Below are 24832 nucleotides of genomic sequence, written 5' to 3' on the forward strand. Positions count from 1 at the left end.
AGGCGGGAGCGCTCAGCAGCGTGCCGGCGCGGGGAGCAACAGCGAGTCCGGCGTCGCGCCCGCCAGCGTGCCGAGCGGCGAGCGCGGCGGCATATGGCGATACTGGCTCAGTTCCCGCCCCGGCAGCACGGCGGCGATCGGGCACATGGCGGCGGCGGGATGCGACGCGTGGCGGTCTTCCCCCTCGGCGGCATCGTCGCCGGTGTCCCGTTCGCTGTCCGCCCCGGTGCAGCCGGCCTGCTCGCGCCCCAGCAACTGCGCTTCGGCCTGCAGCTTCAGCGCCGCGTGCCGGCTCATCAGCGGCGTGGCCGCGGTCGCCTGCGCCGTGCCGCACGTCGGCTTCGCCGTGCCCGCGAGTCCCGGCAAGGGCAGGGCCACCATGGCCAGGGCGACAGACAGCAGGAGGCGTTGCGGCAGACGGTTCACGAGCGGATCGGCGGGTGTCGGAGGGGTTGGAGAAACGGGAAGGACGTGTCGAAGGTCCGCGGCAGGCACTGCGGCGGCGGCCATCCGCACGGTCAGGCCGCATTGTACCCGCAGGCCCTCGAACACGACCCTGACGGCAACATGACAAAGCTGAAAGGCAGCGAGTCCCTGCGGTGCAGCGGCGCATAATGACGGCGCCCTTGCGGTATGGCCGCGAGGCACGCGGCGCCAGCGCGACGGCACCGGCGCCGCCAACCCTTCATCGACACGATCGACCCAGGAGACGGACATGCAGATACAGCCTTATCTCTATTTCGGCGGACGCTGCGAGGAGGCGCTGGCCTTCTACGGCAAGGCGCTCGGCGCCAAGGTCAACATGATGATGCGGTTCAGCGAGATGCCGGCCGAGGAAGGCGAAGCCGGCGACGGCCAGCCGCCGCTGCCGGCCGGCTGGGACGACAAGATCATGCATGCGAGCGTGACCGTCGGCCAGAGCGAGGTCCTGGCGTCGGACGGCATGCCGGGCGCACCGCCGGAGGCCTTCGCCGGCTTCAGCCTGTCGATCGTCGCGCCGTCCCTGGACCAGGCGCGCCAGTGGTTCGACGCGCTGTCCGAGGGCGGCCGCGTGATGATGCCGATGCAGAAGACCTTCTGGTCCGAGGGCTTCGGCATGCTGCAGGACCGCTTCGGGCTGAACTGGATGGTCAATGTGACGCACTGAGGCGGCGAGAGGCGGCGCGAGGCGGCGCGAGGCGGCAAGGGGCGGCAAGGGGCGGCAAGGGGCGGCAAGGGGCGGCAAGGGGCGGCAAGGGGCGGCAAGGGGCGGCAAGAGGCGCCGAGAGGCGGGGACGCGCGGCATCAGGCGCGGACTTCAGAAAATGACCGCGCCGGAGGTAGGGTGGCTTGACCCTGTAGCGGCTACAGGCTATTCAATGCCACCGATGCCACAGCCCACGGAACCTTCGATGGCCAGACTCTCGCCGGAAGACCGATCCTCCACCAGTTCCTCCTCCAGTCCGTCCACCAGCGCCGCCCCCTGCTGCGACGCGAAAGCAGGCGCCTGCGGCGGCCCCGCGCCAGCCGAGGGCCACACCCAGGGCCACGATCATGATCACGGCCCTGACCACGTCCATGATCACGTCCATGACCACGGCCACGATCATGGGCACCACCATGAGGGCGGCAGCGATCATCGCGACGCCGCCCCGGCCACCTCCGACTCCCTGACTTCCTCCTGCTGCGGCAGCGCCTGCGGCGCCATCGCGATGCCTGGCGCGCCGACGGAAACCGCGGCGCCGTCCGGCGCCCGCACCGCGCGCTTTCGCATCGAGGCGATGGACTGCCCGACCGAGGAGGCGCTGCTGCGCGGCAAGCTGGGCGGCATGCCGGGCGTGGCGGGGCTGCAATTCAATCTGATGCAGCGGATTCTCACCGTGCACCACACGCTCGCATCCGAGCAGCCGCTGGTGGCGGCGATCGCCAGCGTCGGCATGCAGGCCGAAACCCTGGCCGCCGAAGGCGTCGCCTCGCCCTCGACTGCCCAGGCCGCGCCGGCGCCGGCCACGCCGTGGTGGCCGCTGGCGCTGGGCGGGGTCGCCGCTCTGGGCGCCGAGCTGGCCGAATGGTTTTCCGTGGCGACGCCGTGGCTGCCCGCGGCCTTTGCGCTGGTGGCGATCGCCGTGGCGGGCCTGGGCACCTACCGCAAAGGCTGGATCGCGCTGCGCAACCGCAATCTGAACATCAACGCGCTGATGAGCATCGCGGTAACCGGCGCGCTGCTGATCGGCCATTGGCCCGAAGCGGCGATGGTGATGGTGCTGTTCGCGCTGGCCGAGCGGATCGAGGCGGCCTCGCTGGACCGCGCGCGCAACGCCATCCGCGGCCTGATGGCGATGGCGCCGGAGCAGGCCACCGTGCTGCAGCCCGACGGCGCCTGGCTGGCGGTGCCCGCGGGCGGCGTGTCGCCCGGCGCGGTCGCGCGGCTGCGGCCCGGCGAACGCGTCGCGCTCGACGGCCGCGTGCTGCGCGGGCAGTCGGCGCTGGACCAGGCGCCGATCACCGGCGAGAGCGTGCCGGTCGACAAGCAGGCCGGCGATCTGCTGTTCGCCGGCTCGATCAACCAGACCGGCGAGCTCGAGTACGAAGTCACCGCGCCGGCCTCCGATTCGACGCTGGCGCGCATCATCCACGCGGTCGAGGCGGCGCAGGCGAGCCGCGCGCCGACGCAGCGCTTCGTCGACCGCTTCGCGCGTATCTACACGCCGACGATCTTCGTGATCGCGCTGCTGGTCGCCGTACTGCCGCCCTTGCTGGCCGGCGGCGCCTGGCTCGACTGGATCTACAAGGCGCTGGTGCTGCTGGTGATCGCCTGTCCGTGCGCGCTGGTCATTTCGACGCCGGTCACCATCGTCAGCGCGCTGGCCGCGGCCGCGCGCCACGGCATCCTGATCAAGGGCGGCGTCTATCTGGAGCAGGGCAAATCGCTGCGCTGGCTCGCGCTGGACAAGACCGGCACCATCACGCACGGCCGGCCGCAGCAGATCGACTACGCGCTGCTGTCCGGCGCACCGGAGCGCGCCCGCGCGATAGCGGCGAGCCTGGCCGCGCGTTCGGACCATCCGGTATCGGCGGCGGTCGCCGCGGCGGCGCGGCGCGAGGGCGTCGACACGCTGGACGTTCAGGACTTCGAGGCGCTGCCGGGCCGCGGTGTCGCAGGCAAGGTCGACGGCCATCTGTACTGGCTCGGCAATCATCGGCTGATCCACGAGATGGGGCTGTGCTCGGAGGCGCTGGAGTCACGGCTCGAGGCGATCGAGCGTCAGGGCCGCACCGTGGTGCTGCTGGCGGGCGGCGATCCGGGTGCCCTCGGCGTCCATGCGCTGTTCTCGGTCGCCGACACCGTCAAGCAGACGAGCCGTGATGCCATCGCCGAACTGCACGCGCTCGGCGTCGGCACGATGATGCTGTCCGGCGACAACCCGCATACGGCGCAAGCGATTGCGGCGGAGGTCGGCATCGACGAGGCCCGCGGCAATCAGCTGCCGCAGGACAAGGCCGAGGCCGTCGCGGCGCTGACCGCGCAGACCGCTGCAAGGCAGGGTGCGCCGCATGGCCGTGTCGGCATGGTCGGCGACGGCATCAACGATGCGCCGGCGCTGGCGCGCGCCGACATCGGCTTCGCGATGGGCGTGGCCGGCACCGACACCGCAATCGAGACCGCCGACGTCGCGCTGATGGACGACGACCTGCGCAAGATCCCGGCCTTTATCCGGCTGTCGCGCCGCACCGGCACGGTGCTGGCGCAGAACATCGCGCTGGCGCTCGGCATCAAGGCGGTATTCCTGGCGCTGACCGTGGCGGGGCTGGGCACGATGTGGATGGCGGTGTTCGCCGACATGGGCGCGAGCCTGCTGGTCGTGTTCAACGGGCTGCGGCTGGCGGGGCGGCTGCGCTGAGCGCCGGCGCGCGCCAGCGTCGGCAGATTCCGCTTCAGCGCTGGACGATCAGCTCGCCGCTGCGCCCCGGTACCGTGCCCCAGGCCAGCGGCAACTGCGGCAGCCGATTGCGATCGAGCTGCCCGTACAGCGCCGCCAGCGGCGCCAGCCGATGTCCCTGCCGGCGCCATCCGTGCAGCAGACGCTCGAACACCGGGGCCAGCTTGCCGCCCTCCAGTTCCGCATGCAGCGTGAAGACCTGGTCGCGGCCGTCTTCGGTGCGCGAGAGCAGCGCCTCGTGCACGTTGCCCTCGTCGATGCCATCGGCGCCGATCAATTCGTCCAGCGTCGGCAGCGTGGTCGGCAGCTGCACGTGGCGGCACGGCTTGCCGTCGAGCACCGGCACATAGGGCTCGGTGCCGCGGCCATCCGACGCATAGCGCAGGCCCCAATCGTCGAGCTGCCGGAACGCTTCCGCATTCATCTGCCAGCCGGCGGCGCCGTGCGTGGCCGGGGGCGCGCCGAACACCGCTTCGAAACGCTGCCACGCCCGCCGCATCTGCGCGCGCGTCCACGCGGCGTCGCGCGAGCGCACGTGGTCCTGCCAGTAGACGTGGTCCCAGGTATGGATGCCGCATTCGTGGCCGGCGCCGCGCGCCGCGCGCATCGCCTCGGCCGCGCGCAGGCCGATGTCCGGGCCCGGCAGCAGCACGCCATACATCAGCGTGCGCAGGCCGTAGTGCGAGACCACCGAGGTACGCGACACCTTGCGCAGAAATCCCGGGCGGAACACGCGCCGCAGCGCCCAGCCGGTATGGTCCGGTCCGAGGCTGAACAGGAAGGTCGCGCGGGCGTCGTGCGCGCGCAGCAGCGCGATCAGCTTCGGCACGCCCTCGCGCGTGCCGCGCAGCGTGTCGACGTCAACCTTCAGGGCGATCGTGGCCATCGATGTCGTGCCTCGCCGGCCTAGTTGCCCGAATCCACCAGCGTGCGGGCCTCGATCACCTTCTCGCGATAGGCCTCGAAGATCCGCCGCAGCGATTCGGCCATCGTCACCGTGGGCTGCCAGCCGAGTTCGCGCATCGTGTTGTCGATCTTCGGCACGCGGTGCTGCACATCCTGGTAGCCGTTGCCGTAGAACTCGCCCGACGACGTTTCCAGGATCCGGCTATGGCGCGCGCTTTCGGCGTACTCGGGATAGTCGGCGGCCATCCGCAGCATCATCTCGGCGAGCTCGCGCACCGAATGGACGTTGCCTGGGTTGCCGATATTGAAGATCTTGCCGCTGGCGATGCCGCCGGGATTCTCGATGATCCGCATCAGCGCGCTGATGCCGTCCGAGATATCGGCGAACGCGCGCTGCTGCGCGCCGCCGTCGACCAGCCGGATCGGCTCGCCGCGCACGATATGGCCGAGGAACTGCGTGACCACGCGCGAGCTGCCTTCCTTCGACTCGAAGATCGAATCCAGCCCCGGCCCGATCCAGTTGAACGGCCGGAACAGCGTGTAGTTCAGGCCCTGCTCGATGCCATAGGCGTGGATCACGCGGTCCATCAGCTGCTTGGAGCAGGCATAGATCCAGCGCGGCTTGTTGATCGGGCCGTAGACCAGCGGCGAGGACTCGGGATCGAACGCCTCGTCGCCGCACATGCCGTAGACCTCCGATGTCGACGGGAACACCAGGTGCTTGCGGTACTTGACCGCGGCGCGGACGATCGGCAGGTTGGCCTCGAAGTCCAGCTCGAACACCCGCAGCGGCTGCCGCACGTAGGTCGCCGGCGTGGCGATCGCCACCAGCGGCAGCACGGCATCGCACTTGCGGATGTTGTACTCGATCCATTCCTTGTTGATCGTGATGTCGCCCTCGAAGAAATGCATGCGCGGATGGTTGACCAGCTCGCCCAGGCGGGCCGTCGACATGTCCATGCCATAGACTTCCCACGACGTGGTTTCGAGGATGCGTCGCGTCAGATGGTGGCCGATGAAACCATTGACGCCGAGGATCAGGACTTTCTTCATGGACTTCCGGACTTCAGGCTTGAGGAGAAGACTGCAGCAGCGCGGCAAGCGCGGCCGGGGACAGCGGTGCGTTGCCGCGGGACAGCGCGTCGGACAGCGCGTCGATCAGCACCAGGCCGCCGTCGCCGCACAGGCCGACGATGCGGCCGTCGATGACGTGCAGACCGGGGGGGAGACCGGCCAGCACCTGCCTGGGCGGCATCTCGGCCGGCAACGGGCGGCGCGCGCGTTCGACCACCAGCCGGTGGCCCTTCCATTCGGTGAAGGCACCGGGATAGGGCGGCGCGACCGCGCGGATCAGGTTGTAGACCGCCGCCGCCGGCTGCCGCCAGTCGATGCGGCCGTCCTCGGGACGGCGGCCCGAGAAATAGCTGCCTTCGGCCAGCACATTGGGACGGCGCGGCGTGTTGCCGGCCAGCATCGCCGGCAACACGCGCCACAGCGTCTGCTCGGCCGCCACGGTGACCTTGTCGAAGACCTGCTGCGCGGTGTCGTCCGGCAGGATCGGCACCGCGGTCTGCGCGACGATATCGCCGGCGTCGGGCTTCGCCTCCATCGCGTGCAGCGTCGCGCCGGTTTCGGTCTCGCCATGCAGCACGGCCCAGTTGACCGGCACCCGGCCGCGGTATTTCGGCAGCAACGACCCATGCATGTTGAAGGCGCCGTGCGGTGCCAGCGCCAGCAAGGCCGGCGGAATCAGCGCGCGGTAGTAGAACGAGAACAGCAGGTCGGGCCGTGCCGCCCTGACCGCGGCGGCCAGCGCCGGATCGTTCGGATCGTCGCCATACACCAGCGGCAGGCCCAGCTCCGCGGCGGTGTCGGCCACGCGGCGGAACCAGATCGTTTCATCGGGACGGTCGCGATGCGTGACCACCAGCGCCACCTGCACGCCGCGCGCGTGCAGCACGCGCAGGCAGCGGTCGCCGACGTTGTGGTAGGCGAACACTACGGCGCGCATGGCGGCTTCCGGTCATGACGCGGATCGAGGCGAGCGGGCTCTCCACCTTCGCCGAACTCGTCGAGCCCGCTCCAATCGTCCTGCGCCGCGCGGCGCCCGCCTTCGCCGCGCACCCCATCGCCCTGCGACGCATCCAGAATCGCCTTGATCCGATAACGCGGCCGGTCGCGTACCTGCTGATAGATGCGGCCGACATATTCGCCCAGCAGGCCGATGCCGAACAGCATGATGCCGACCAGGAAGAAGTTGAAGGCGAACAGCGTGAACAGGCCCTGGACCTCCGAGCCCAGCAGGAAACGGCGCACCAGCAGCACCACGAACAGCACGCCGGACAGCAGGGACAGCGCCGTGCCGATCATCGAGAACCATTGCAGCGGCACGATCGAGAAGCCGGTGACCAGGTCGAAGTTCAGGCGCACCAGCTGGTACAGCGAATATTTCGATTCGCCCGCGTGGCGTTCCTCGTGGCCGACCTCGATCTCGACCGGATTCGACGAGAACGTGTAGGCCAGCGCGGGGATGAAGGTATTGACCTCGCGGCAGGCATTGATGGTATCGACCACGCTGCGGTCGTAGGCGCGCAGCATGCACCCCTGGTCGGTCATCCGGATATGCGTGATCCGCTCGCGCAGCCGGTTCATCGCGAACGAGGCGACTCGCCGAAACGCGCTGTCATGGCGCTGGCGGCGGATCGTGCCGACATAGTCGTGGCCGGCGCGGATCGCTTCGACCAGCCGCGGGATTTCCTCGGGCGGATTCTGCAGGTCCGCGTCGAGCGTGATCACCATGCGGCCGCGCGCATGCTCGAAGCCGGCCAGGATCGCCATGTGCTGGCCGAAATTGCCGTTGAACATCACCACGCGCGTGACCTCGGGCCGCTGGCGGAATTGCCGCGCCAGGATCTGGGCCGAGCGGTCGGTGCTGCCGTCGTTGACGAAGACGATCTCGTAGCTGGTGCCCAGGCCGTCGAGCGCCGGGTAGAGCCGGTCGAACAGCGCCTGCAGGCCGGCCTCCTCGTTGTAGACGGGGATCACCACCGACACCTCGATCGGCCGGGCGCGCGGCGGCGAGGGCCGGCCGGGCAACGGCGCGGTCTCGTCGTCGCGAATGCGGGAGGGCTGACCCGGCAGCGGATGCGGCATCGCGCAGGACACCAGCTCGGAAGTTACGGAAGCAGACGTTTGCATGTGTCGTTCAGCGTGGCGCAGACGCGCTCGACATCGGCCTCTTGCATGGCCGGGAAGAGCGGCAGCGTGAGAATGCCCCGCCCGATGCGCTCGGCGTGCGGCAGCATGCCGTCGCGCCAGCCCAGCGAGCGGTAGTACGTAAACAGATGCAGCGCGGGGTAGTGCACGCCGGTACCGATGCCGGCCTCGCGCAGGGCCTGCATCACCGCGGCGCGTCCGCCTCGCAGGCGCTCGGCGGGCAGTACCACTTGAAACATATGCCAGTTCGACAGTGCTGTCGCGGGGTCGCCGGCGACCGGCAGCTCGATGCCGAGTTCGGCAAGGCCATGCCGCGCGGCGGCGTCCATGTAGGCGCGGGCCAGCGCGGTACGGCGCGCGGTGATCGCGCCGAGCCGCGGCAGCTGGGCCAGCCCGATCGCGGCGTTGACGTCGGTCAGGTTGAACTTGCCGCCCGGCACCTCGACATCCATGCCATCGACGCCGCTGCGGATCACGCCCTGTAGGCGCAGCCGCTCGGCGCGCAGCGCCTCGTCCTCGTCGTTCATCACCAGGCAGCCGCCTTCGACCGTCGTGATGTTCTTGTTGGCCTGGAAGCTGAAGCTGACCAGGTCGCCGAAACTGCCGATGCGCCGGCCGCGCCAGCGCGAGTCGATCGCCTGCGCGGCGTCCTCGATCACGCGCAGGCCGTGCTGTTGGGCGATCGCGTAGAGACGGTCCATGTCGACCGGCAAGCCGGCCAGATAGACCGGCAGGATTGCGCGGGTGCGGGGCGTGATCGCGGCCTCGACCGCGTCGAGATCGAGGTTGCGGGTGCGCGGATCGATGTCGACGAAGACCGGGCGCGCCCCGACCGCGACGATCACGTTGGCGGTGGCGACCCAGGTGATCGCGGTGGTAATGACCTCGTCGCCGGGACCGATGCCGGCGATCCGCAGCGCGATCTCCATCGTCGCCGAGCCATTGGCGAACGTGCGCACCGGCCGGCCGTCGAACAGCGCCGACAGCGCGGCCTCGAAGGCCTGCATCTTCGGGCCGGAGGTGATCCAGCCCGAGGCCAGCACCTCGCCGACCGCCGCGATCGCGTCCGCGTCGATGTCGGGCCTGACGAAGGGCAGGAAGGGTTCGGCGGATCGGGTGGAAGCGGGCATCGGGCGAATCGGCAAGGACGTCGGCGTGGATCGGTGGCGAGGAACGGCGGAGGTCAGGAACAGGAAGGTCAGGAACGCGCGATCAGGAACACGCCAGCCAGGATCAGCAGGATGCCGGCCATCCGCAATGGTCCGATCATCTCACCGAACAGCCACCATGCGGCCACCGCGTTGACCACATAGCCGAGCGACAGCATCGGATAGGCCATCGATACATCGACGCGTGACAGACCGACGATCCACACCGCGACGCTGGCGACATAGAGCGTCAAGCCGGCCAGCACCGGCCATTGGGCCAGCACGCGCAGCGCGGTATCGAACAGCGTGGCGCGGTGCAGCGCGATCGCGCCGACCGCATTGACGCCGGCCTTGAGCAGCAGTTGCGCGCAGGCGTTCAGCAGCACGCCGGTCAGGATGAAAGCGAAGGTAGTGATCGTCATCGGTTCGAAGGAATGGCGCGGGTAGCGGCCGGCGGCGGGGCGAAATTGGTGACCACGACGCGGCGCACGTCTTCGGCGACCCGATACATCGGCAACGCCTGAGCCTGCAATCTGGTGTACATCTCCGGCGACATGATGGCCACCGCGGGGCGGCCGCTGCGCCAGGTCTGGGCGAAGCCCTCCAGCGTCGGAATCCACTTGTCCGGTTCCTGCTGCAGGCCGAACTGCAGCTCGTCGGGATGCCAGACCAGCGTCAGCGGATGGCGCAGGTAGAACGGCAGCGTGTGGTCGAGCATGCCGACGCCATAGAACGGCATGTCGTCCTTCAGCACTTGCTGAATCGCCGGCACCAGGTCGATGCCGGAGGTGCGCCGGCCCATCACTTCGTGTCCGAGCAGCGCGACCGTGAAGCTGGTGTACATCGCCAGGCCATAGCAGACGATGCTGGCCAGCCTGCCGTTGCGCCGCGCCAGCCAGTGGGCGAGCAGCACGCCGGCGAACATCACGACGAAGGCGGCGCCGATCCACAGCGCGAAGACCCGGTAATAGGCGTTGGGCGTGTTGTCCGAATCGAGCGTGGCGACCACCGGCGTGGCGGCCAGCCCGAGCACCGACACGGCCAGCATCAGCAGCAGCAGGCGCCGCCAGCCGGTGTCGCCAATGCGGTCCAGCGCGACCCCGGCCAGCATGCCGAGCGCCGGGAAGATCGGCACGATGTAGCCGGGCAGCTTCGAGTTCGACAGGCTGAAAAACACGAAGATGGCGCCGGCCCAGACCAGCATCAGCAGCGCGGGGCGCAGCGGGGCGGCGCCTGCCGGCTGCGCGGCTTCGGTGCGCTCGCGGCGCACCGCGCGCCAGATGCCGGGCGCCAGCGCCAGCCATGGCAGGAAGCCGGCCAGAAGCAGGGGCACGAAGTACCACACCGGGCCCTGGCGATGATGGACGCTGGTGGTGTAGCGCTGCCAGTGTTCGTGGATGAAGAAGAAGCGCAGGAATTCCGGATTGCGCTCGGCGATCAGCCAGAACCACGGCACGGTGATCGCCAGCAGCAGCGCGGCGCCCCACAGCAGATGCAGACGGCGCCACAGCGCGAAGTCGCGGGTGATCGCGGTGTACACGACCAGCACCAGCCCGGGCAGTGCAATTCCGATCAGGCCCTTGGTCAGGATGGCGACGCCCATCGCGGCCCAGCAGCCCAGCATCCAGCCGCGCCGGGCGGCGGGCGTGGTGTCGGGGTGTTGCGCCAGCAGCATGCAGGCCAGCACGCAGGCCAGCGCGCCGCCCAGCGTCATGTCCAGCGAATTGAAGTGGGCGGCGACGCTCCACATCGGTGCGGCCGCCAGCGCCAGCCCGGTCAGCCAGCCGGCGCGCGCCCCGAACCAGCGGCCGGCCGCCCCCATCGACGCGAGCAGGCCGACGAAGCCCGACAGCGCCACGCACAGCCGCGCCTGCCATTCGCCGAGCCCGAAGGCGGTATAGGTCAGCGCCGTCACCCACAGGTGAAAGGGCGGCTTCTCGAAATACTTGACGCCGTTGTAGCGAATCGTGACCCAGTCGCCGCTGGCGAACATCTCGCGCGCGATCTCGGCATAGCGGCCTTCGTCGGAGCGCAGCAGATGGCGGGCGTCCAGCGTCCCGAACCACAGCAGGACGATATAGAGGACGACCAGGGCGATCACCGCCGCGGACAACCCGGCGGCTTGCGTGGTCGGAAAACGGCGCATGAAACTCCTGAAACGGTGCGGCGCGGCCTTGGCCGCTTGCTGACAACCCGCTACGGAGCCATGCGCTCCGTGTGGTGCTTACGACGCCTGTGTCAACGGCGAAGTTCGCATTTTGTGCGAAAGCGATGACACTCGATACCGAAAAATGTCCTACACGGGTCTCGCGAGCGGGTTTCGGGCGGCCCGGGACATATGTCCTGTGCTTTGGATGGCACTTCTTGGCGCTTCGCAGGCGTGTCAAAACGCGGGCGCAAAAAAACCCGCGCGCGGCGGGTTCTGGATTCGCATCGATATCCGCATGGGATATCCCGCATGGATATCCGGATGGGATCGGGCCGCCCCCGGGGTGGCCCGTCCACCGATCTCAGTTGGCTGGCTTGGCGGGCTTGGCCTTCTTCGCCTTGTTGTGGCCGTTCTTCTTGCCCTCGTCCTGGCCCGGCGCCAGGTCGGCGCGGGTGCTCTGGTTGGTTCCCTGGGTATAGGGATCGAACTTGTCGCCGGCCTTGGCGCCCTGGCTGTAGGGGTCGAACTTATCGCCCGCCTTGGCGCCTTGCGAGTACGGGTCGAACTGCTTCTTGCCGCCGGTGTTCTGGGCGTGCGCCGCCAGCGGGGCGATGCCGATGCACAGCGCGATGGCCGTCGCGACGAACTTGCTCATGATGTCTCCTCGAAAGTTGCCGTCCACCGGATGGGCGGCTGACGATGGGCGGGCGTCGACACGCCGCCCGCGCCAGTGTCTCCAACCTGTCTCGAGGCTGTCAAGCGAGTCACATCCGCTGCGGTCAGCGCGTTGCGCTCATGGAAAGCGAGCATTGCCGCGCGCCGGCGCTTCGGTATGCGCCTATTCGGCCACGGCGTCGGACGGATGCTTCCACGCCTCGCGAACCTCGGCCGATGGGGCGAGCGCCAGGTTGATATTGCGCGCGCCGATCGGCTTCTGGAACCAGCGCTGCTGCAGCGTCTCGATCTGGGGGCTGCCATAGACGCCGGCCAGCGTCTGGTCGACCAGCTGCTTCCATGCCGGGTCTGCCTTCGACAGCATCAGCGCGTTCTGCTCGACCGACAGCGCCGGGCCGACGATGACAAATTGCGACGGGTCCTTGGCGCGGGCGCGCAGGCCGGCCAGCAGCACGTCGTCCATCACGAAGGCCTGGGCGCGGCCGGACTCGAGCAGCAGGAACGATTCGCCATGGTCCTTGGCGTAGATGTCGCGGTAGCCGTACTGGCCCTTGAGCCGGCGCACATGGCGGTCGCCGGTCGAGCCGGCGCTGGTCACCACGGTCTTGCCGCGCAGATCGTCGAGCGAATCGATGCCGGAATCGGCGCGCACCAGCATCCGCACCGCCGACACATAGTGGGAGACGCTGAAGGCGACCTGCTTCTGGCGCTCCAGCGTATTGGTGTTCGGCGCGCAGTCAAGGTCGACCAGGCCATTGACGATGCCCGGGATGCGGTTCTGCGGGGTCAGCGGCATCCAGCGGACCTTCAGGTCCTTCAGGCCCAGTGCCTGGCGCGCGCCCTCGGCCGCGCGCAGGCACAGGTCGACCGCGTAGCCGGCCGGCTGGCCCTTGTCGTCGGCAAACGAGAACGGCAGCGCGGACTCGCGGTAACCGAGCACGATGGTGCCGCTGGAGCGGATCTTGTCGAGGACCGGGCCGTGCAGCGCCTCGGCGCCGGCGGCATGTGCGACGCCGGTGCCGAGCAGAGCGGCCGCGAGCAGCACCGGGCGGAGCGAACCAAGAGAGCGACGGAAAGAGCGGAAGGAAGACAACATGGCGGGGCGATAGAAAACAGCAAAGACCCAAGGGTAGCGATAGGTTTGTCCCGGGGGAACGACAACTTCGTCATAAGTAAATACCCTAGGTCAATGTGCCGAGCCGGACGCAACGGCAGGGAACGACATGCCGATGCCTGCACGTGGCCCCGGGTACAATCCCGGGCCACGCGGTCCGGTGCCGCGCCGCGCACGGGCGCGTCGGGGCCGGGCGGCGAATTCCCGTTCGGTTTCCGTCTTGTCCTCCATCTCTTCGCAACCCGCGCGCCTGGCCGGCATCGATGCGCTCAAGGCCATCGGCTCGCAACTGATCGTGCTGCATCACCTGGCCTTCTACGGGCCGATGTCCGATGCGGCGCATTCCCTCGCCCCCGCCTTGATCGACTGGCTCGCCGACTACGCGCGCATCGCGGTGCAGCTATTCCTGGTGATCGGCGGCTTTCTGGCCGCACGCAGCCTCGCCCCGGACGGCCTGCTGCGCACGTCGCGGCCGCTCGCGGCGCTGCTGCGGCGCTATCGCAAGCTGGCCGTGCCCTTTACCGCGGCGATCGGCCTGGCCATCGCCGCGGCGGCGCTGGCGCGGCAGGGCATGGACCATCCGTCGATCCCGGCGCCGCCGCAATGGGGACAGCTGCTGGCGCACCTGCTTCTGCTGCACGACGTGCTCGATATCGACGCGCTGTCGGCAGGGGTGTGGTATGTCGCGATCGACTTCCAGCTGTTCGGGCTGCTGTTGCTGACGCTATGGCTGGCGCGCCGATTGCCCGCGGACTGGCAGGTCCGCGTGGGCACCGCACTGGTGGCGGCGCTCGCGCTGGCCTCGCTGTTCTGGTTCAACCGGGACGCGGACTGGGACATGTGGGCCATCTATTTCTTTGGCGCCTACGGACTGGGCGTGCTCGGCTACTGGGCGTCGAACCCCGGCCGCTCGGGCTGGTGGCTGGCGGCGCTCGCCGCGGTAGGCATTGCCGCGCTGATGGTCGACCTGCGCTCGCGCATCGCGCTGGCGCTGGCCGTCGCGCTGCTGCTGACGCTCGCACGGCGCGGCGGCTGGCTGGCGGCGTGGCCGCGCGGCCGCGTCTTCGCCACGTTCGGCGCGATCTCGTACTCGGTGTTCCTGGTGCACTTTCCGATCTGTCTGCTGGTCAACAGCCTGGTGTCGCAGCTGGCGCCCGGCATGCCGTGGCTCAATGCGGCGGGCATGGTGCTGGCGTGGTTGGCGAGCAACGCCACCGGTGCGCTTTTTTACCGATATGTCGAATCGCGCGATCCGTTCGCATCGCTTGGCAAGTTGTTGTTGCGCAACCGCGAGGGGCTGGCGCGCTAGGGGGCGTTGCCCATCCGCAACATGGCACGCGCTGCACGATACGTGGGCGCCGCATGAACCGTTGTTGTGCCGTGTTCGGTGAGGCGGCGTACTCAAAAGGGGAAAACGCCCATACGCGCTTGGCATGGCGATTGCCTACCATCAAGGTAAACCTGACCGTTTGGTCAGGATTCACGCCTCGAGGCTGCCATGTCCGATCACATCGTCCTGACCTCGCACGCACGCCGCGACAAGCCGGCCGAGCCGATCCACTGGGGGGCGCCGACCGCGGCCGAACGCGGCCCCGTGATCGCGACGCTGACCAATCCGGCGCACCGCAACGTGATCGGGACGCATGCCGGCGCCTACGCCGTCTATCGCGCGCTGGCGGTGGCTTCGGGCAAGCTGCAGCGCGACCATCGCCCCGACCTGACCGACACGGCGCCGGCCGAGCCGATCGGCCCGCATCCGCAGTGGGGCGATCCCGACACGATCGTGTCGCTGGACCCGTGGGGCCATCTGGTGTCGACCGTCTTCGCCGACCGCATCGCGGCCGGCGTCGATATCCGGCCGACCATCGCGGTTACGCGCGCCCATATCAACATGCCGGAGCTGATGGCGGCGATCGCGGCCGGCCGGCTGATTCCCGATGGCAGGATCCTGTTTGCCAATGGCGATGTGCGCGTCACCAAGGCCGCGGTCGATCCGGTCTGGTATCTGCCCGGCATGGCACGCCGCTTCGGCATCAAGGAAAGCGCGCTGCGCCGCAGCCTGTTCGAGCAGACCAGCGGCATGTTCCCCGAACTGGTGACGCGGCCCGATCTGAAGGTCTTCCTGCCGCCGATCGGTGGCATGACGCTGTATTTCTTCGGCGACGTCAGCCTGCTGGGCAAGCCGCAGACGCCGGTCGCCTGCCGCGTGCACGACGAATGCAACGGCTCGGACGTATTCGGGTCTGACATCTGTACGTGCCGTCCTTATCTGGCGCACGGTATCGAGGTGTGCATCGAGATGGCGCAGCAGGGCGGCGTCGGACTGGTGGTCTACAACCGCAAGGAAGGCCGCGCGCTGGGCGAGGTCACCAAGTTCCTGGTCTACAACGCGCGCAAGCGGCAGGTCGGCGGCGACCGCGCCGAAACCTATTTCGCGCGGACCGAATGCGTGGCCGGCGTGCAGGACATGCGCTTCCAGGAGCTGATGCCCGATGTCTTCCATTGGCTGGGCATTCGTCGCATTGACCGCTGGGCCTCGATGAGCAATATGAAACACGGCGCGCTGGTCGCGCAGGGAATCGAAGTGGTCGAGCAGGTGCCGATTCCCGACGCGCTGATTCCGGCCGACGCGAGGGTGGAGATCGACGCCAAGGTGGCGGCGGGCTACTTCACCCGTTACACGCCTCCGGACGCCACCGAACTGACGGTGGCCAAGGGCAGGGGACTGGACGAATGACAGAACGAGACGATGCAGCATCGATGGGCGCGGCCGGGCAGTCCGGCGTGCAAGCCCGCGCTTCGCGCGAAGGCTGGCAAAGCTGGGTCGAACCCGATCACCCGGCTTCGGCGTTGCTGACGGCGCAGGCGGTGCGGGCGCGCTGCGCCGCGGTGACCGCCGCGGTCGCGGCCGGCGACTCGCAGTGGTTCAGCTGGCATCCGCAGCGGGTCGCGGCGATCGCCGACTATGTGGCGACCACCATCCGCTCGCGCTACCGCGATCTGCAGGTGCCTTACCACAGCCGCTGGCGCCATTTCGAAAGCGGCGGACCGGGCGAGCTGCGCGACCGCTGGGGCATCCTGTGCGAACGCGCCGCGCTGACCGGCGACGATCATCGCGAGGAGCGCGCGCGCATCGGCATCGACCTGGTGATTCCCAGCGTGCTGCTCGACGCGGGCGCCGGGCCGGACTGGCGCTACCGCGATCCGGCCAGCGACCTGAGCCTGAGCCGCTCCGAGGGGCTGGGCGTGGCCAGCTTCGACCTGTTCGCGCGCGGCGGCTTTTCCGCGACGCCGGACGAGCCGCTGCGCTCGGATGCCGAGCGGCTGGCGCAGATCGATCCGTCGACGCTGGCCACCGCCTTCCAGGTCGCGCAGCACAATCCGCTGGTCGGGCTCGAGGGCCGCGCCGGCCTGGTGCGCCGGCTCGGCAAGGTCGCGCAGGCGACGCCGGCCGTGTTCGGCGAGCCCGCCAGGCTCGGCAATCTGTTCGACTATCTGAAGGCGCATGCCAGCGAGGGGCGCATCGACGCGGCCTTCGTGCTGCGCACGCTGCTGGTCGCGCTCGGGCCGGTCTGGCCCGGACGGCTGCAGCTGGAGGGCGTCTCGCTCGGCGACTGCTGGCGCCATCCGGCCAGCCCCGACGGGCTGGTGCCGTTCCACAAGCTGACCCAGTGGCTGACCTACTCGCTGCTCGAGCCGCTCGAGGACGGCGGCCTGACGGTGACCGGGCTCGATGCGCTGACCGGCCTGCCCGAATACCGCAACGGCGGCCTGCTGTACGACTTCGAGTTGATGGTGCCGCGCGATGCGAGCTTTGCCGAGGCGGTGCACCGGGTCGACGAGCCGGCCATCGTCGAATGGCGCGCGCTGACGGTGACCGGCCTGGACCTGGTCGCCGAGGCAACGCGGCAGGCGCTGGGCCTGTCGGCCGACGCCTTCCCGTTGGCGCGCGTACTGGAGGGCGGTACCTGGGCGGCGGGACGGCGCATCGCCGCCAAGCGCCGGCCGGGCGGCCCGCCGCCGTTCGCGATCGACAGCGACGGCACGGTGTTCTGAGTTCCCAGTCCGTGCAGGGCGCGGCCGCCCGCATGCCGTCAGCATGCCGTCAGCATGCCCCCCACGAGCCGCGCGCCTGCACGCCGTCGTTTCGCCCTGGCCAGATCCGGCCACCGCCGCATCGAGGAGTGCCATCATGACCGCCCTGTCTGCCGATCTGTCCGTCGATCCGTCCGTGGCGCTGTCCACGGGGCTTCCCACCGGCATGCCGCCCATCGCGCCGGCCGCCGCGCCTGTGATGGTGGTCGACCATCCGCTGGTGCAGCACAAGGTCACGCTGGTGCGCAGCGAGGACACCACCACCGACAACTTCCGCCGCCTGGTGCGGGAGACCGCGCAGCTGCTGACCTACGAGGCGACGCGGGATCTCGCGATGGAGACCGTGGCGATCAAGACGCCGATCGCGCCGATGCAGTCGCCGATGCTGTCGGGCAAGAAGCTGTGCCTGGTGTCGATCCTGCGCGCGGGCAATGGTTTCATCGACGGCATGCTCGACCTGCTGCCGGCCGCGCGGGTCGGCCACATCGGCCTGTACCGCGATCCGGAAACGCTCGAGCCGATCGAGTACTACTTCAAGATGCCTGACGATATCCAGGAGCGGCAGGTCATCGTGGTCGACCCGATGCTGGCGACCGGCAATTCCGCGATCGCCGCGCTGAACCGGCTCAAGGAGGCCGGCGTCACCGCGCTCAAGTACGTCTGCCTGATCGCCTCGCGCCCCGGCTTGCGGGCCTTGCAGGCCGCGCATCCCGACGTGGCCATCGTCACCGCCGCGATCGACGAACAGTTGAACGAGCACGGCTATATCGTGCCCGGACTCGGCGATGCGGGCGACCGGCTGTACGGCACGCGCTGACGCCGGGGCGCCCGTCCCGGCCCGGCCCGTGAAAGCGCTGCCGTTGCCCCCGCCACGCCGGACCGCGCCATGGACGCGCTAGCTCCCGCCGCGCGCCTGCAGGCGCTGGCCGGCCGCGACGGCAACGCGGGCCGCATCCGCCAGCGCAACGAGGCGCGCATCCTGCGCGCGGCCGAAGGGGTGTTCGCGCGGGCCGGCTTCGCGGGCGCGACCATGGCGGAAATTGCCGCGCGCGCCGGCGTGCCCAAGTCGAACCTGCACTACTACTTCCGCACCAAGCAGGCGCTCTACCGTGCGGTGCTGGCCAACACGCTGCGGCTGTGGCTGTCGCAGGCCGACATCATCAGCGCCGAGCGCTCGCCCGAGGCCGCGCTCGAGCAATACATCCGCGCCAAGATGCGGCTGTCGGCGCGCTATCCCGACGCGTCGCGCGTGTTCGCCAACGAACTGCTGCATGGCGCGCCGGAGATCGGCGACGTGTTGCGCGACGCGCTGCGCAGCCTGGTGGGACGCAAGTCCGTGGTGATACGCGGCTGGATCGCCGCGGGCCGGATGGCGCAGATCGATCCGAGCCATCTGTTCTTCACGATCTGGGCCGCGACACAGACCTATGCCGACTTCGAGGCCCAGATCTGCGCGGTGCTCGGCGTGCAGCGGCTGGAGCGGCGCGATTACGAACGGGCGACCGAGCATCTGGTTGCCCTGGTGCTGCGCGGCTGCGGGCTGACGCCGCCGGCGCCGTCCAACGCGGCAACGCCGTCCCGTCATGGCCGCCGCGCGCGCGCCGCGCCAGCACCTGGAGCGCAGCCCGTCGCCGGCGAACAAGCGACGCCACGGCGCTGCGCGTTCCAGCGCAATGCCGATCCCTTGCCGTAAGGCACACGCAATACCCCCGCATACCCGGAGGCCCGACATGCTCGATCTGATCGTTCGCGACTGCAACCTGCCCGACGGCCGCACCGGCATCGACATCGGCATCGCCGGCGGCCGCATCGTCGCGGTCGAGCCGGCGCTGCCGGCGCAGGCGGCCGAGCAGATCGACGCGGCCGGTCAGCTGGTGTCGCCGCCGTTCGTCGACGCGCATTTCCATCTGGACTCGACGCTGTCGCATGGGCTGCCGCGCGTGAACCAGTCGGGCACCCTGCTCGAGGGCATCGCGCTGTGGGGAGAACTGAAGCCGCAGCTGACGCAGCAGGCGCTGGTCGAGCGCGCGCTGGCGTATTGCGACTGGGCGGTGGCGCGCGGCCTGCTGGCGATCCGCTCGCATGTCGACGTCTGCGACCCGCGGCTGCTGGCGGTCGAGGCGCTGCTGCACGTGCGCGAGCAAGTCCGGCCTTACCTCGACCTGCAACTGGTGGCCTTCCCGCAGGACGGCGTGCTGCGCAGTCCCGGTGCGCTGGACAACCTGAAGCGCGCGCTCGACATGGGCGTGCAGGTGGTCGGCGGCATTCCGCATTTCGAGCGCACCATGGCGGACGGCGCGGCGTCGGTGCGGCTGCTGTGCGAGCTGGCCGCCGAACGCGGGCTGCCCGTCGACATGCACTGCGACGAGACCGACGATCCGATGTCGCGCCACGTCGAGACGCTGGCCGCGGAAACGGTGCGGCTCGGCCTGCAGGGCAGGGTGGCCGGCTCGCACCTGACCTCGATGCACTCGATGGACAACTACTACGTGTCCAAGCTGCTGCCCCTGATGCGCGAGGCGGGCATGGCGGCGATCGCCAATCCGCTGATCAACATCACGCTGCAGGGCCGGCACGACAGCTACCCGAAGCGGCGCGGCATGACGCGCGTGCCCGAGCTGCTGGCCGCCGGCGTGCCGGTGGCGTTCGGCCATGACTGCGTGATGGACCCCTGGTATGGGCTTGGCTCGGGCGACATGCTCGAGGTCGCGCACATGGGCCTGCATGTTGCGCAGATGACCGGGCAGCAGGCGATGCGCGCGTGCTTCGACGCGGTCACCGAGACGCCGGCGCGGATCCTGGGTTTGTCCGACTACGGCATCGCGCCCGGCCGCCGCGCCGACCTGGTGCTGCTGCAGGCCGCCGATCCGGTCGAGGCGCTGCGGCTGCGCGCGGCCCGGCTGCTGGTGATGCGCGCGGGCAAGGTCATCGCCAGCACGCCGCCAGCGACGGCCACGCTGCGTTTGAGCGGCAGGCCGGAGCGCGTCGATTTCCGCGTCGGCGGCGCGGCAGCGGGGCGGTTGCCCGCCAGGTAAATATTTTTTGTGAAAGGGTGTTGACGACCTCCGGTTCGATCTGCATAATTGCGGTCTTCGCATCGCAGCAAACGTGACGAAAGACACGGAAGCGGCGAAACGAAGCCCAGGTGGCGGAATTGGTAGACGCACTAGGTTCAGGTCCTAGCGGTGGCAACACTGTGGAGGTTCGAGTCCTCTCCTGGGCACCAAAATCCTGAAGAGAAGGCCGTTGCAAATCGCAACGGCTTTTTTTTTCGTCTGCGTTTTTCCTTCGCCGACTCTTCCCTTCGTCCGCGCTCTATCCGAGCGCCCGGTCGCGCGGTCCTCGCGTTCTCTCTGCGATTCCCCGCTGCCTCACCCGCCGATTCCATATCGCGACGCGCCGTTTCAGCAGGTGCGCATGGCCGCTGCCGCAGCGCGCGCGTGCGAGCATGGATCGGGTTGACGACCCTAACGGTTGCGTTGCCTTTGACCTATGCTCAGAACAAATCGGGCGCGCGGACATCAGCCCGAAGGTGGTCGCCATGGACATGGTCTTGTTGTCGAGAGAGAGGAAGACCGGCATTGCCGCTGGCCGGGCTTGCGTAGGCACCAACCATCGAAGGACCTGCCGCTGTCGCCGATGGCGCTACGGTTCCTGCGTCGCCGTGCTGCTGAGCGCGATCGCTCAGGCCGAGAGCGGGCCCCCCGGCAGCGAGGCCGTGCTCAGCTGGCAGCCACTGGGCGAGGAAGAGGCCGCCGCGCTGTTGGCCGCGCTGGACCCGGCTACGACGCCGCAACCCACCTCCACCTTTTCACCGCCCGACCCCTTCGAGTCCGCGCCCTCCACCGGGGACGGCGCCGTTCCCCAGCCATCGTCGCCCGAGGCATCGCCACCATCGTCCGCGCCGGTATTGCTGGCCTCGTTGCCGTCGACTCACGCCTCGGCATCGCCTTCGTCTTCGTCCTCCGCATCACGATCCGCGCTGGCGCAAATGGCTGCGGAATCCGACAGCGCGATTCGCGCCGCCCTGGCCGCCGAGCCGCGCGATGGCGCGCGGCGGCCCAGCTGGCTGCTGCACGCCGACGATGCGGCGTCCGCCAGCGGTTTCGTCGACACGCGCGTGCGCACGTTGTCGCTGGCGCTCGACGCGGTGCTGCCGCGCAGCGGGGTCACGATCCAGCCGCGCGTGCAGCTCGCCTACCAGCCGCGCGACGACGGCCTGCCCAACCCCGCGCTGGCCGCGATGCCGGCCGACGACCGCGCGACCGGGCTCGCGGTACGGCTCTACGGGGCACAGCCGACCCGGCTGGCCGGCGTCTATCCCTTCGTCGAGGCCGACCTGTGGCAGGACAGCAGCCGCAAGACCATCAACATCAACGGCACCCGCATCGACACCGACCTGCTGCGCGGCCTGTTCTCGTTCAATATCGGCGCGCATGGCAGCACCCGCGGCGGCGTCAAGATCTGGGTCAAGGTCAAGACCGGGCGCAATGCGGGCGGCATCATCGGCGCCCGCTACCGGTGGTAAGGGAGGGGCAGGGCATCGGCGCGCAAAAAAGGCTTGCGTTCCCATGCCACTGCGATACAATTGCGCCCTCGCGTGCGGCTGTAGCTCAGTTGGATAGAGTACTTGGCTACGAACCAAGGGGTCGTGGGTTCGAATCCTGCCAGCCGCGCCACCTATACGAAGGGCTTCCAGTGATGGAAGCCCTTTTTCTTTGCGCCCACCTCCTGGGTCCGCCTTTGCAGCGGACCTTCGCGCCGGGTCTTCGTGCATGGTCTTCGTGCAGGTTCCTCGTGCAGGTTCCTCGTGCAGGTTCCTCGTGCAGGTTCCTCGTGCTCGGATGCGTGACAGCCGTTACAGCGCGGCGCGACACGATGCTTCCGGCATTCCCTACACTGCGGCCATCCCGATTTGTGCAATGCCGTTCAGCCGGCATGCCGATTGCCATGAAGCCATCGAAGCTGCCGTTCTCCAGGCCGTTCTCCAGGTCGTCCTTCCTGCGGGCCTGCCTGTTCGTTTGCCTGTCCGCCTGCCTGTCCGTCAACGCCAATGCCTATACCGCCGATGATGGCGACACCACGACGAGCGCGGCGATCGCGGCGATCGTCGATGCCGCCGTCAAGCCCGCGATCGCGCAGCATCGGCTTCCGGGCATGGCGGTCGCCGTGACCGTCGACGGCAAACGCTACTTCTACAACTACGGGCAGACCGCAATGCGAGGCGGCCGGCCGGTGACCAAGGAAACGCTGTTCGAGATCGGCTCGGTCAGCAAGACCTTTGCGGCCACACTGGCAGCCTACGCCGAAGCGAGCGGCAAGCTGTCGCTGCAGGATCCGGTCAGCCGCCACCTGCCCGCGCTGCGCGGCGGCACCTTCGACAAGGTCACGCTGCTGCAGCTTGGGACGCATACCTCCGGCCTGCCGCTTGCGGTGCCGGAGCGAATCCGCAGCGAGCCCGACATGGCCGAATACCTGTCGGCATGGCGGCCACCTTACCCGGTCGGCACGCATCGCGTGTATTCGAACAATGGCATCGGCCTGCTCGGCGCGATTGCGGCGGCCCGCCTTGGCGGCGCGTACAGCGATCTGGTCCACGCGATCGTGTTCCAGCCGCTCGGCATGAAGCACAGCTACTTCAAGGTGCCCGCCGAGCGGCAGGCCGACCATGCGCAGGGATATACCGCGGCCGATGCGCCGATCCGGATGAAGGAGGGCTATCTATGGGAGCCGGCCTATGGCATCCGCTCATCGTCCGGCGATCTGGTGGCGTTTGTCGAAGCCAATATGCCCGGCGCCCGCATCGACGACACGTTGCGGCAGGCGATCGCGCGTACCCATGTGCCGCGCTTTCGCGCGGGACCGATCACGCAGGACCTGATCTGGGAACAGTATCGCTATCCGCCGACGCTGCAGCAGCTGCTGGCCGGCAATGCCGCGATCCTTCGCGCCGAAGCCGCGACGCCGATCGTCGCGGCGCCATCGGAGCAGCCGGCGTATCTGCACAAGACCGGTTCGACCAACGGCTATTCGGCCTATGTCGCGTTCGTGCCGGACAAGCGGATCGGCATCGTGCTGTTGGCCAACAAGGCGTATCCGGTCGATCAGCGGGTGACGATCGGCTACGAGATCCTGTCCCGCGTTGCCGAGCGCGCGAAGCGCTAGCGTGCCCCCTTCACGCCAGCACCGTCATCGAGGCACCAACGGAAACCGCACCCGCGCGACCACGCCCGATGGCACGTCGCGGCGGTTGGCGATGCTGGCGTCGCCGCCGTATCGCTCGGCGATCGCCTTGACGATCGCCAGTCCGAGACCGCTGCCTTCGGTGCCATGGACGTCGGCACGGAAGAAGCGGTCGAACACGCGGGGCAGCGCCTCGGGCGCGACGCCGTTGCCGGTGTCGCGCACTTCGATGCAGGCGAGCCACTCGTCGCGATAGGCGCGCAGGTCGATGGTGCCGCCGTCCGGCGTGTACTTGATGGCGTTGTCGACCAGATTGCTGAGCGCCGTGCGCACGTCGGCCAGGTTGGCGCGTACCTCCAGATCGTCCAGCTGTTCGACGCCCAGATCGATGCCGTGCGCCGCCGCGCGCGGCAGATGCATCTCGATGACGTCGGGCACCACATCGCGAATCGCCACCGGCTGCGACGAGGCCCGCTCGGGCGGAGCGTCGGCCCGCGCGAGCCGCAGCAACTGCGAGATCATGCGCGTGCTGCGCGCGATCACATGCTGCAGCGCGTGGTATTCGCGCAGGCTGTCCGGCTCCGACAGCGTGCGGCCGAGGTTGTCGGCCTGGATCTGCAGCGAAGTCAGCGGACTGCGCAGCTCGTGGGCGGCATCGGCGATGAACTTCTTCTCGACTCGCAGCGACTGCGACAGCCGCGTGATCATCAGGTTGATCGACTGCACCAGCGGCAGCAGCTCGCGCGGCACCTTGTCGGTCGGCAGCGGCTCCAGATGGCCGATGTCGAGCCGCGCCGCGCGCTCGCCCAACGCCCCGACGCGCCGCAGCGCGCGCTTGACCGTCACGAAGATCGCCAGCCATGCCAGCGGGATCATCGCCAGCGCTGGCGTGGCACTGGCGATCGCGGCGTCTTCGGCAATGCGCTTGCGCGAGGCCTCGCGCTGCGCGACGTTGATGGTCCACCTGGGCTCGTGCTGCGAGTACACGCGCCACCGTTCCTCGTCGACCGTCTGCGTCGAGAAGCCCGGCGGCGCCTCGCGGCCGATGGTGATCCGGTCGCTGTCCGGATGCAGCGTCGGCTCGGGCGCGCCGAGCCAGATCTGGATCACGATGCCGTCGGAGGCGTCGCGATAGAGGTAGAGCGGCTTGGTCGCGCGCGTCATGTCGTCACTGACGCGGGCCGCCACCTCCTGCAGGCGGCGGTCCAGCAGTTCATGGATTTCGGAGGTGGCCAGCACATACGTCCATGCCGTATGCAGCAAGGCGAAGACCGCGATCACGGTGCTGAGCGCCACGCTGAGCATCAGGCTCAACGAGCGGTTGCGCGATGGCGCGGCGCGCCGGGCCGGATGCGGTGCGCGGGGCGAGGCCTGGTGCGGTTCGGTACGGGCGGGCATGGGGATCTGGCCAGGTGCGCACCGGACT

The 24832-nt window shown here is 69.2% G+C and carries 20 protein-coding genes, 2 tRNA genes and 1 pseudogene; 12 read left to right on the top strand and 11 right to left on the bottom strand.

Annotated features, from left to right (window positions below; genetic code table 11):
* Positions 1-12 precede the first annotated feature (12 nt).
* Positions 13-717, bottom strand: a complete 705-nt coding sequence (locus LRR16_RS02075) for a hypothetical protein (RefSeq protein WP_232204648.1) — start codon at positions 715-717, stop codon at positions 13-15.
* Between LRR16_RS02075 and yjdN the strand changes: the two genes are divergently transcribed.
* A complete protein-coding gene (yjdN, locus tag LRR16_RS02080) occupies positions 716-1147 on the top strand; it encodes a VOC family metalloprotein YjdN (RefSeq protein ID WP_064576913.1) in 432 nt (143 codons plus the stop codon). The genes LRR16_RS02075 and yjdN overlap by 2 nt on opposite strands.
* Positions 1148-1367: 220 nt before the next feature.
* Positions 1368-3881: a heavy metal translocating P-type ATPase gene (locus tag LRR16_RS02085; protein WP_370646738.1), complete on the top strand. Its 2514-nt coding sequence runs from the start codon at positions 1368-1370 to the stop codon at positions 3879-3881.
* Between the two features lie 34 nt (positions 3882-3915).
* Here LRR16_RS02085 and LRR16_RS02090 read toward each other — a convergent pair whose 3' ends face one another.
* From LRR16_RS02090 to LRR16_RS02130, 9 genes are all read right to left on the bottom strand, one after another.
* Positions 3916-4806: a polysaccharide deacetylase family protein gene (locus tag LRR16_RS02090; RefSeq protein WP_064576912.1), complete on the bottom strand. Its 891-nt coding sequence runs from the start codon at positions 4804-4806 to the stop codon at positions 3916-3918.
* A 20-nt stretch (positions 4807-4826) separates the two neighbouring features.
* A complete protein-coding gene (locus LRR16_RS02095; protein ID WP_006578538.1) occupies positions 4827-5879 on the bottom strand; it encodes a bifunctional UDP-4-keto-pentose/UDP-xylose synthase in 1053 nt (350 codons plus the stop codon).
* A gap of 13 nt (positions 5880-5892) precedes the next feature.
* Positions 5893-6837, bottom strand: a complete 945-nt coding sequence (locus LRR16_RS02100) for a formyltransferase (protein ID WP_232204650.1) — start codon at positions 6835-6837, stop codon at positions 5893-5895.
* Complete coding sequence (locus LRR16_RS02105; RefSeq protein WP_231906569.1) at positions 6825-8024, bottom strand: glycosyltransferase; 1200 nt, start codon at positions 8022-8024, stop codon at positions 6825-6827. The genes LRR16_RS02100 and LRR16_RS02105 overlap by 13 nt, the downstream gene beginning before the upstream one ends.
* On the bottom strand, positions 8003-9172 hold the full coding sequence (locus LRR16_RS02110; RefSeq protein ID WP_232204651.1) for a DegT/DnrJ/EryC1/StrS aminotransferase family protein: 1170 nt from the start codon (positions 9170-9172) through the stop codon (positions 8003-8005). Before LRR16_RS02110 ends, LRR16_RS02105 begins: the two co-directional genes overlap by 22 nt.
* Positions 9173-9240: 68 nt before the next feature.
* Positions 9241-9612, bottom strand: coding sequence for an EamA family transporter (locus LRR16_RS02115; RefSeq protein WP_232204652.1), 372 nt, complete (start codon positions 9610-9612; stop codon positions 9241-9243).
* Entirely contained in the window at positions 9609-11336 is a 1728-nt protein-coding gene (locus LRR16_RS02120) for a glycosyltransferase family 39 protein (protein ID WP_232204653.1), read from the bottom strand. The genes LRR16_RS02115 and LRR16_RS02120 overlap by 4 nt, the downstream gene beginning before the upstream one ends.
* Positions 11337-11700: 364 nt before the next feature.
* Positions 11701-11994 (bottom strand): hypothetical protein, encoded by a 294-nt coding sequence (locus LRR16_RS02125; RefSeq protein WP_006577877.1) that lies wholly within the window; start codon positions 11992-11994, stop codon positions 11701-11703.
* Between the two features lie 183 nt (positions 11995-12177).
* Complete coding sequence (locus tag LRR16_RS02130) at positions 12178-13110, bottom strand: amino acid ABC transporter substrate-binding protein (protein ID WP_255673992.1); 933 nt, start codon at positions 13108-13110, stop codon at positions 12178-12180.
* Between the two features lie 247 nt (positions 13111-13357).
* Between LRR16_RS02130 and LRR16_RS02135 the strand changes: the two genes are divergently transcribed.
* The 10 genes and pseudogenes from LRR16_RS02135 to ampC all read left to right on the top strand — a co-directional run bounded on the left by LRR16_RS02135 (position 13358) and on the right by ampC (position 23388).
* Positions 13358-14437, top strand: a complete 1080-nt coding sequence (locus LRR16_RS02135) for an acyltransferase family protein (protein WP_232204721.1) — start codon at positions 13358-13360, stop codon at positions 14435-14437.
* Positions 14438-14626: 189 nt separating this feature from the next.
* Entirely contained in the window at positions 14627-15865 is a 1239-nt protein-coding gene (locus tag LRR16_RS02140) for a GTP cyclohydrolase II (protein ID WP_064576907.1), read from the top strand.
* Between the two features lie 23 nt (positions 15866-15888).
* Positions 15889-17184, top strand: a complete 1296-nt coding sequence (locus tag LRR16_RS02145; RefSeq protein WP_064576906.1) for a URC4/urg3 family protein — start codon at positions 15889-15891, stop codon at positions 17182-17184.
* Between the two features lie 205 nt (positions 17185-17389).
* A complete protein-coding gene (gene upp / locus LRR16_RS02150) occupies positions 17390-18040 on the top strand; it encodes a uracil phosphoribosyltransferase (protein ID WP_232204722.1) in 651 nt (216 codons plus the stop codon).
* 69 nt (positions 18041-18109) lie between these two features.
* Positions 18110-18772: pseudogene (locus LRR16_RS02155) on the top strand (TetR/AcrR family transcriptional regulator); the annotation flags it as partial.
* A 181-nt stretch (positions 18773-18953) separates the two neighbouring features.
* Complete coding sequence (locus tag LRR16_RS02160; protein ID WP_064576905.1) at positions 18954-20258, top strand: amidohydrolase family protein; 1305 nt, start codon at positions 18954-18956, stop codon at positions 20256-20258.
* 104 nt (positions 20259-20362) lie between these two features.
* A tRNA-Leu gene (locus LRR16_RS02165) sits at positions 20363-20449 on the top strand.
* A gap of 765 nt (positions 20450-21214) precedes the next feature.
* Positions 21215-21751 carry a hypothetical protein gene (locus LRR16_RS24475; RefSeq protein WP_370646739.1) on the top strand — a complete coding sequence of 179 codons (537 nt, stop codon included), beginning with the start codon at positions 21215-21217 and terminating at the stop codon, positions 21749-21751.
* Between the two features lie 74 nt (positions 21752-21825).
* A tRNA-Arg gene (locus LRR16_RS02175) sits at positions 21826-21902 on the top strand.
* A 271-nt stretch (positions 21903-22173) separates the two neighbouring features.
* Positions 22174-23388 carry a class C beta-lactamase gene (gene ampC / locus LRR16_RS02180; protein ID WP_232204656.1) on the top strand — a complete coding sequence of 405 codons (1215 nt, stop codon included), beginning with the start codon at positions 22174-22176 and terminating at the stop codon, positions 23386-23388.
* A 24-nt stretch (positions 23389-23412) separates the two neighbouring features.
* Here the strand turns inward: ampC and LRR16_RS02185 are convergent, their stop codons facing one another.
* Entirely contained in the window at positions 23413-24804 is a 1392-nt protein-coding gene (locus tag LRR16_RS02185) for a cell wall metabolism sensor histidine kinase WalK (protein ID WP_232204657.1), read from the bottom strand.
* Between the last annotated feature and the right edge of the window lie 28 nt (positions 24805-24832).

Source organism: Cupriavidus sp. UGS-1 (genome assembly GCF_021213615.1).
GTDB lineage: Bacteria > Pseudomonadota > Gammaproteobacteria > Burkholderiales > Burkholderiaceae > Cupriavidus.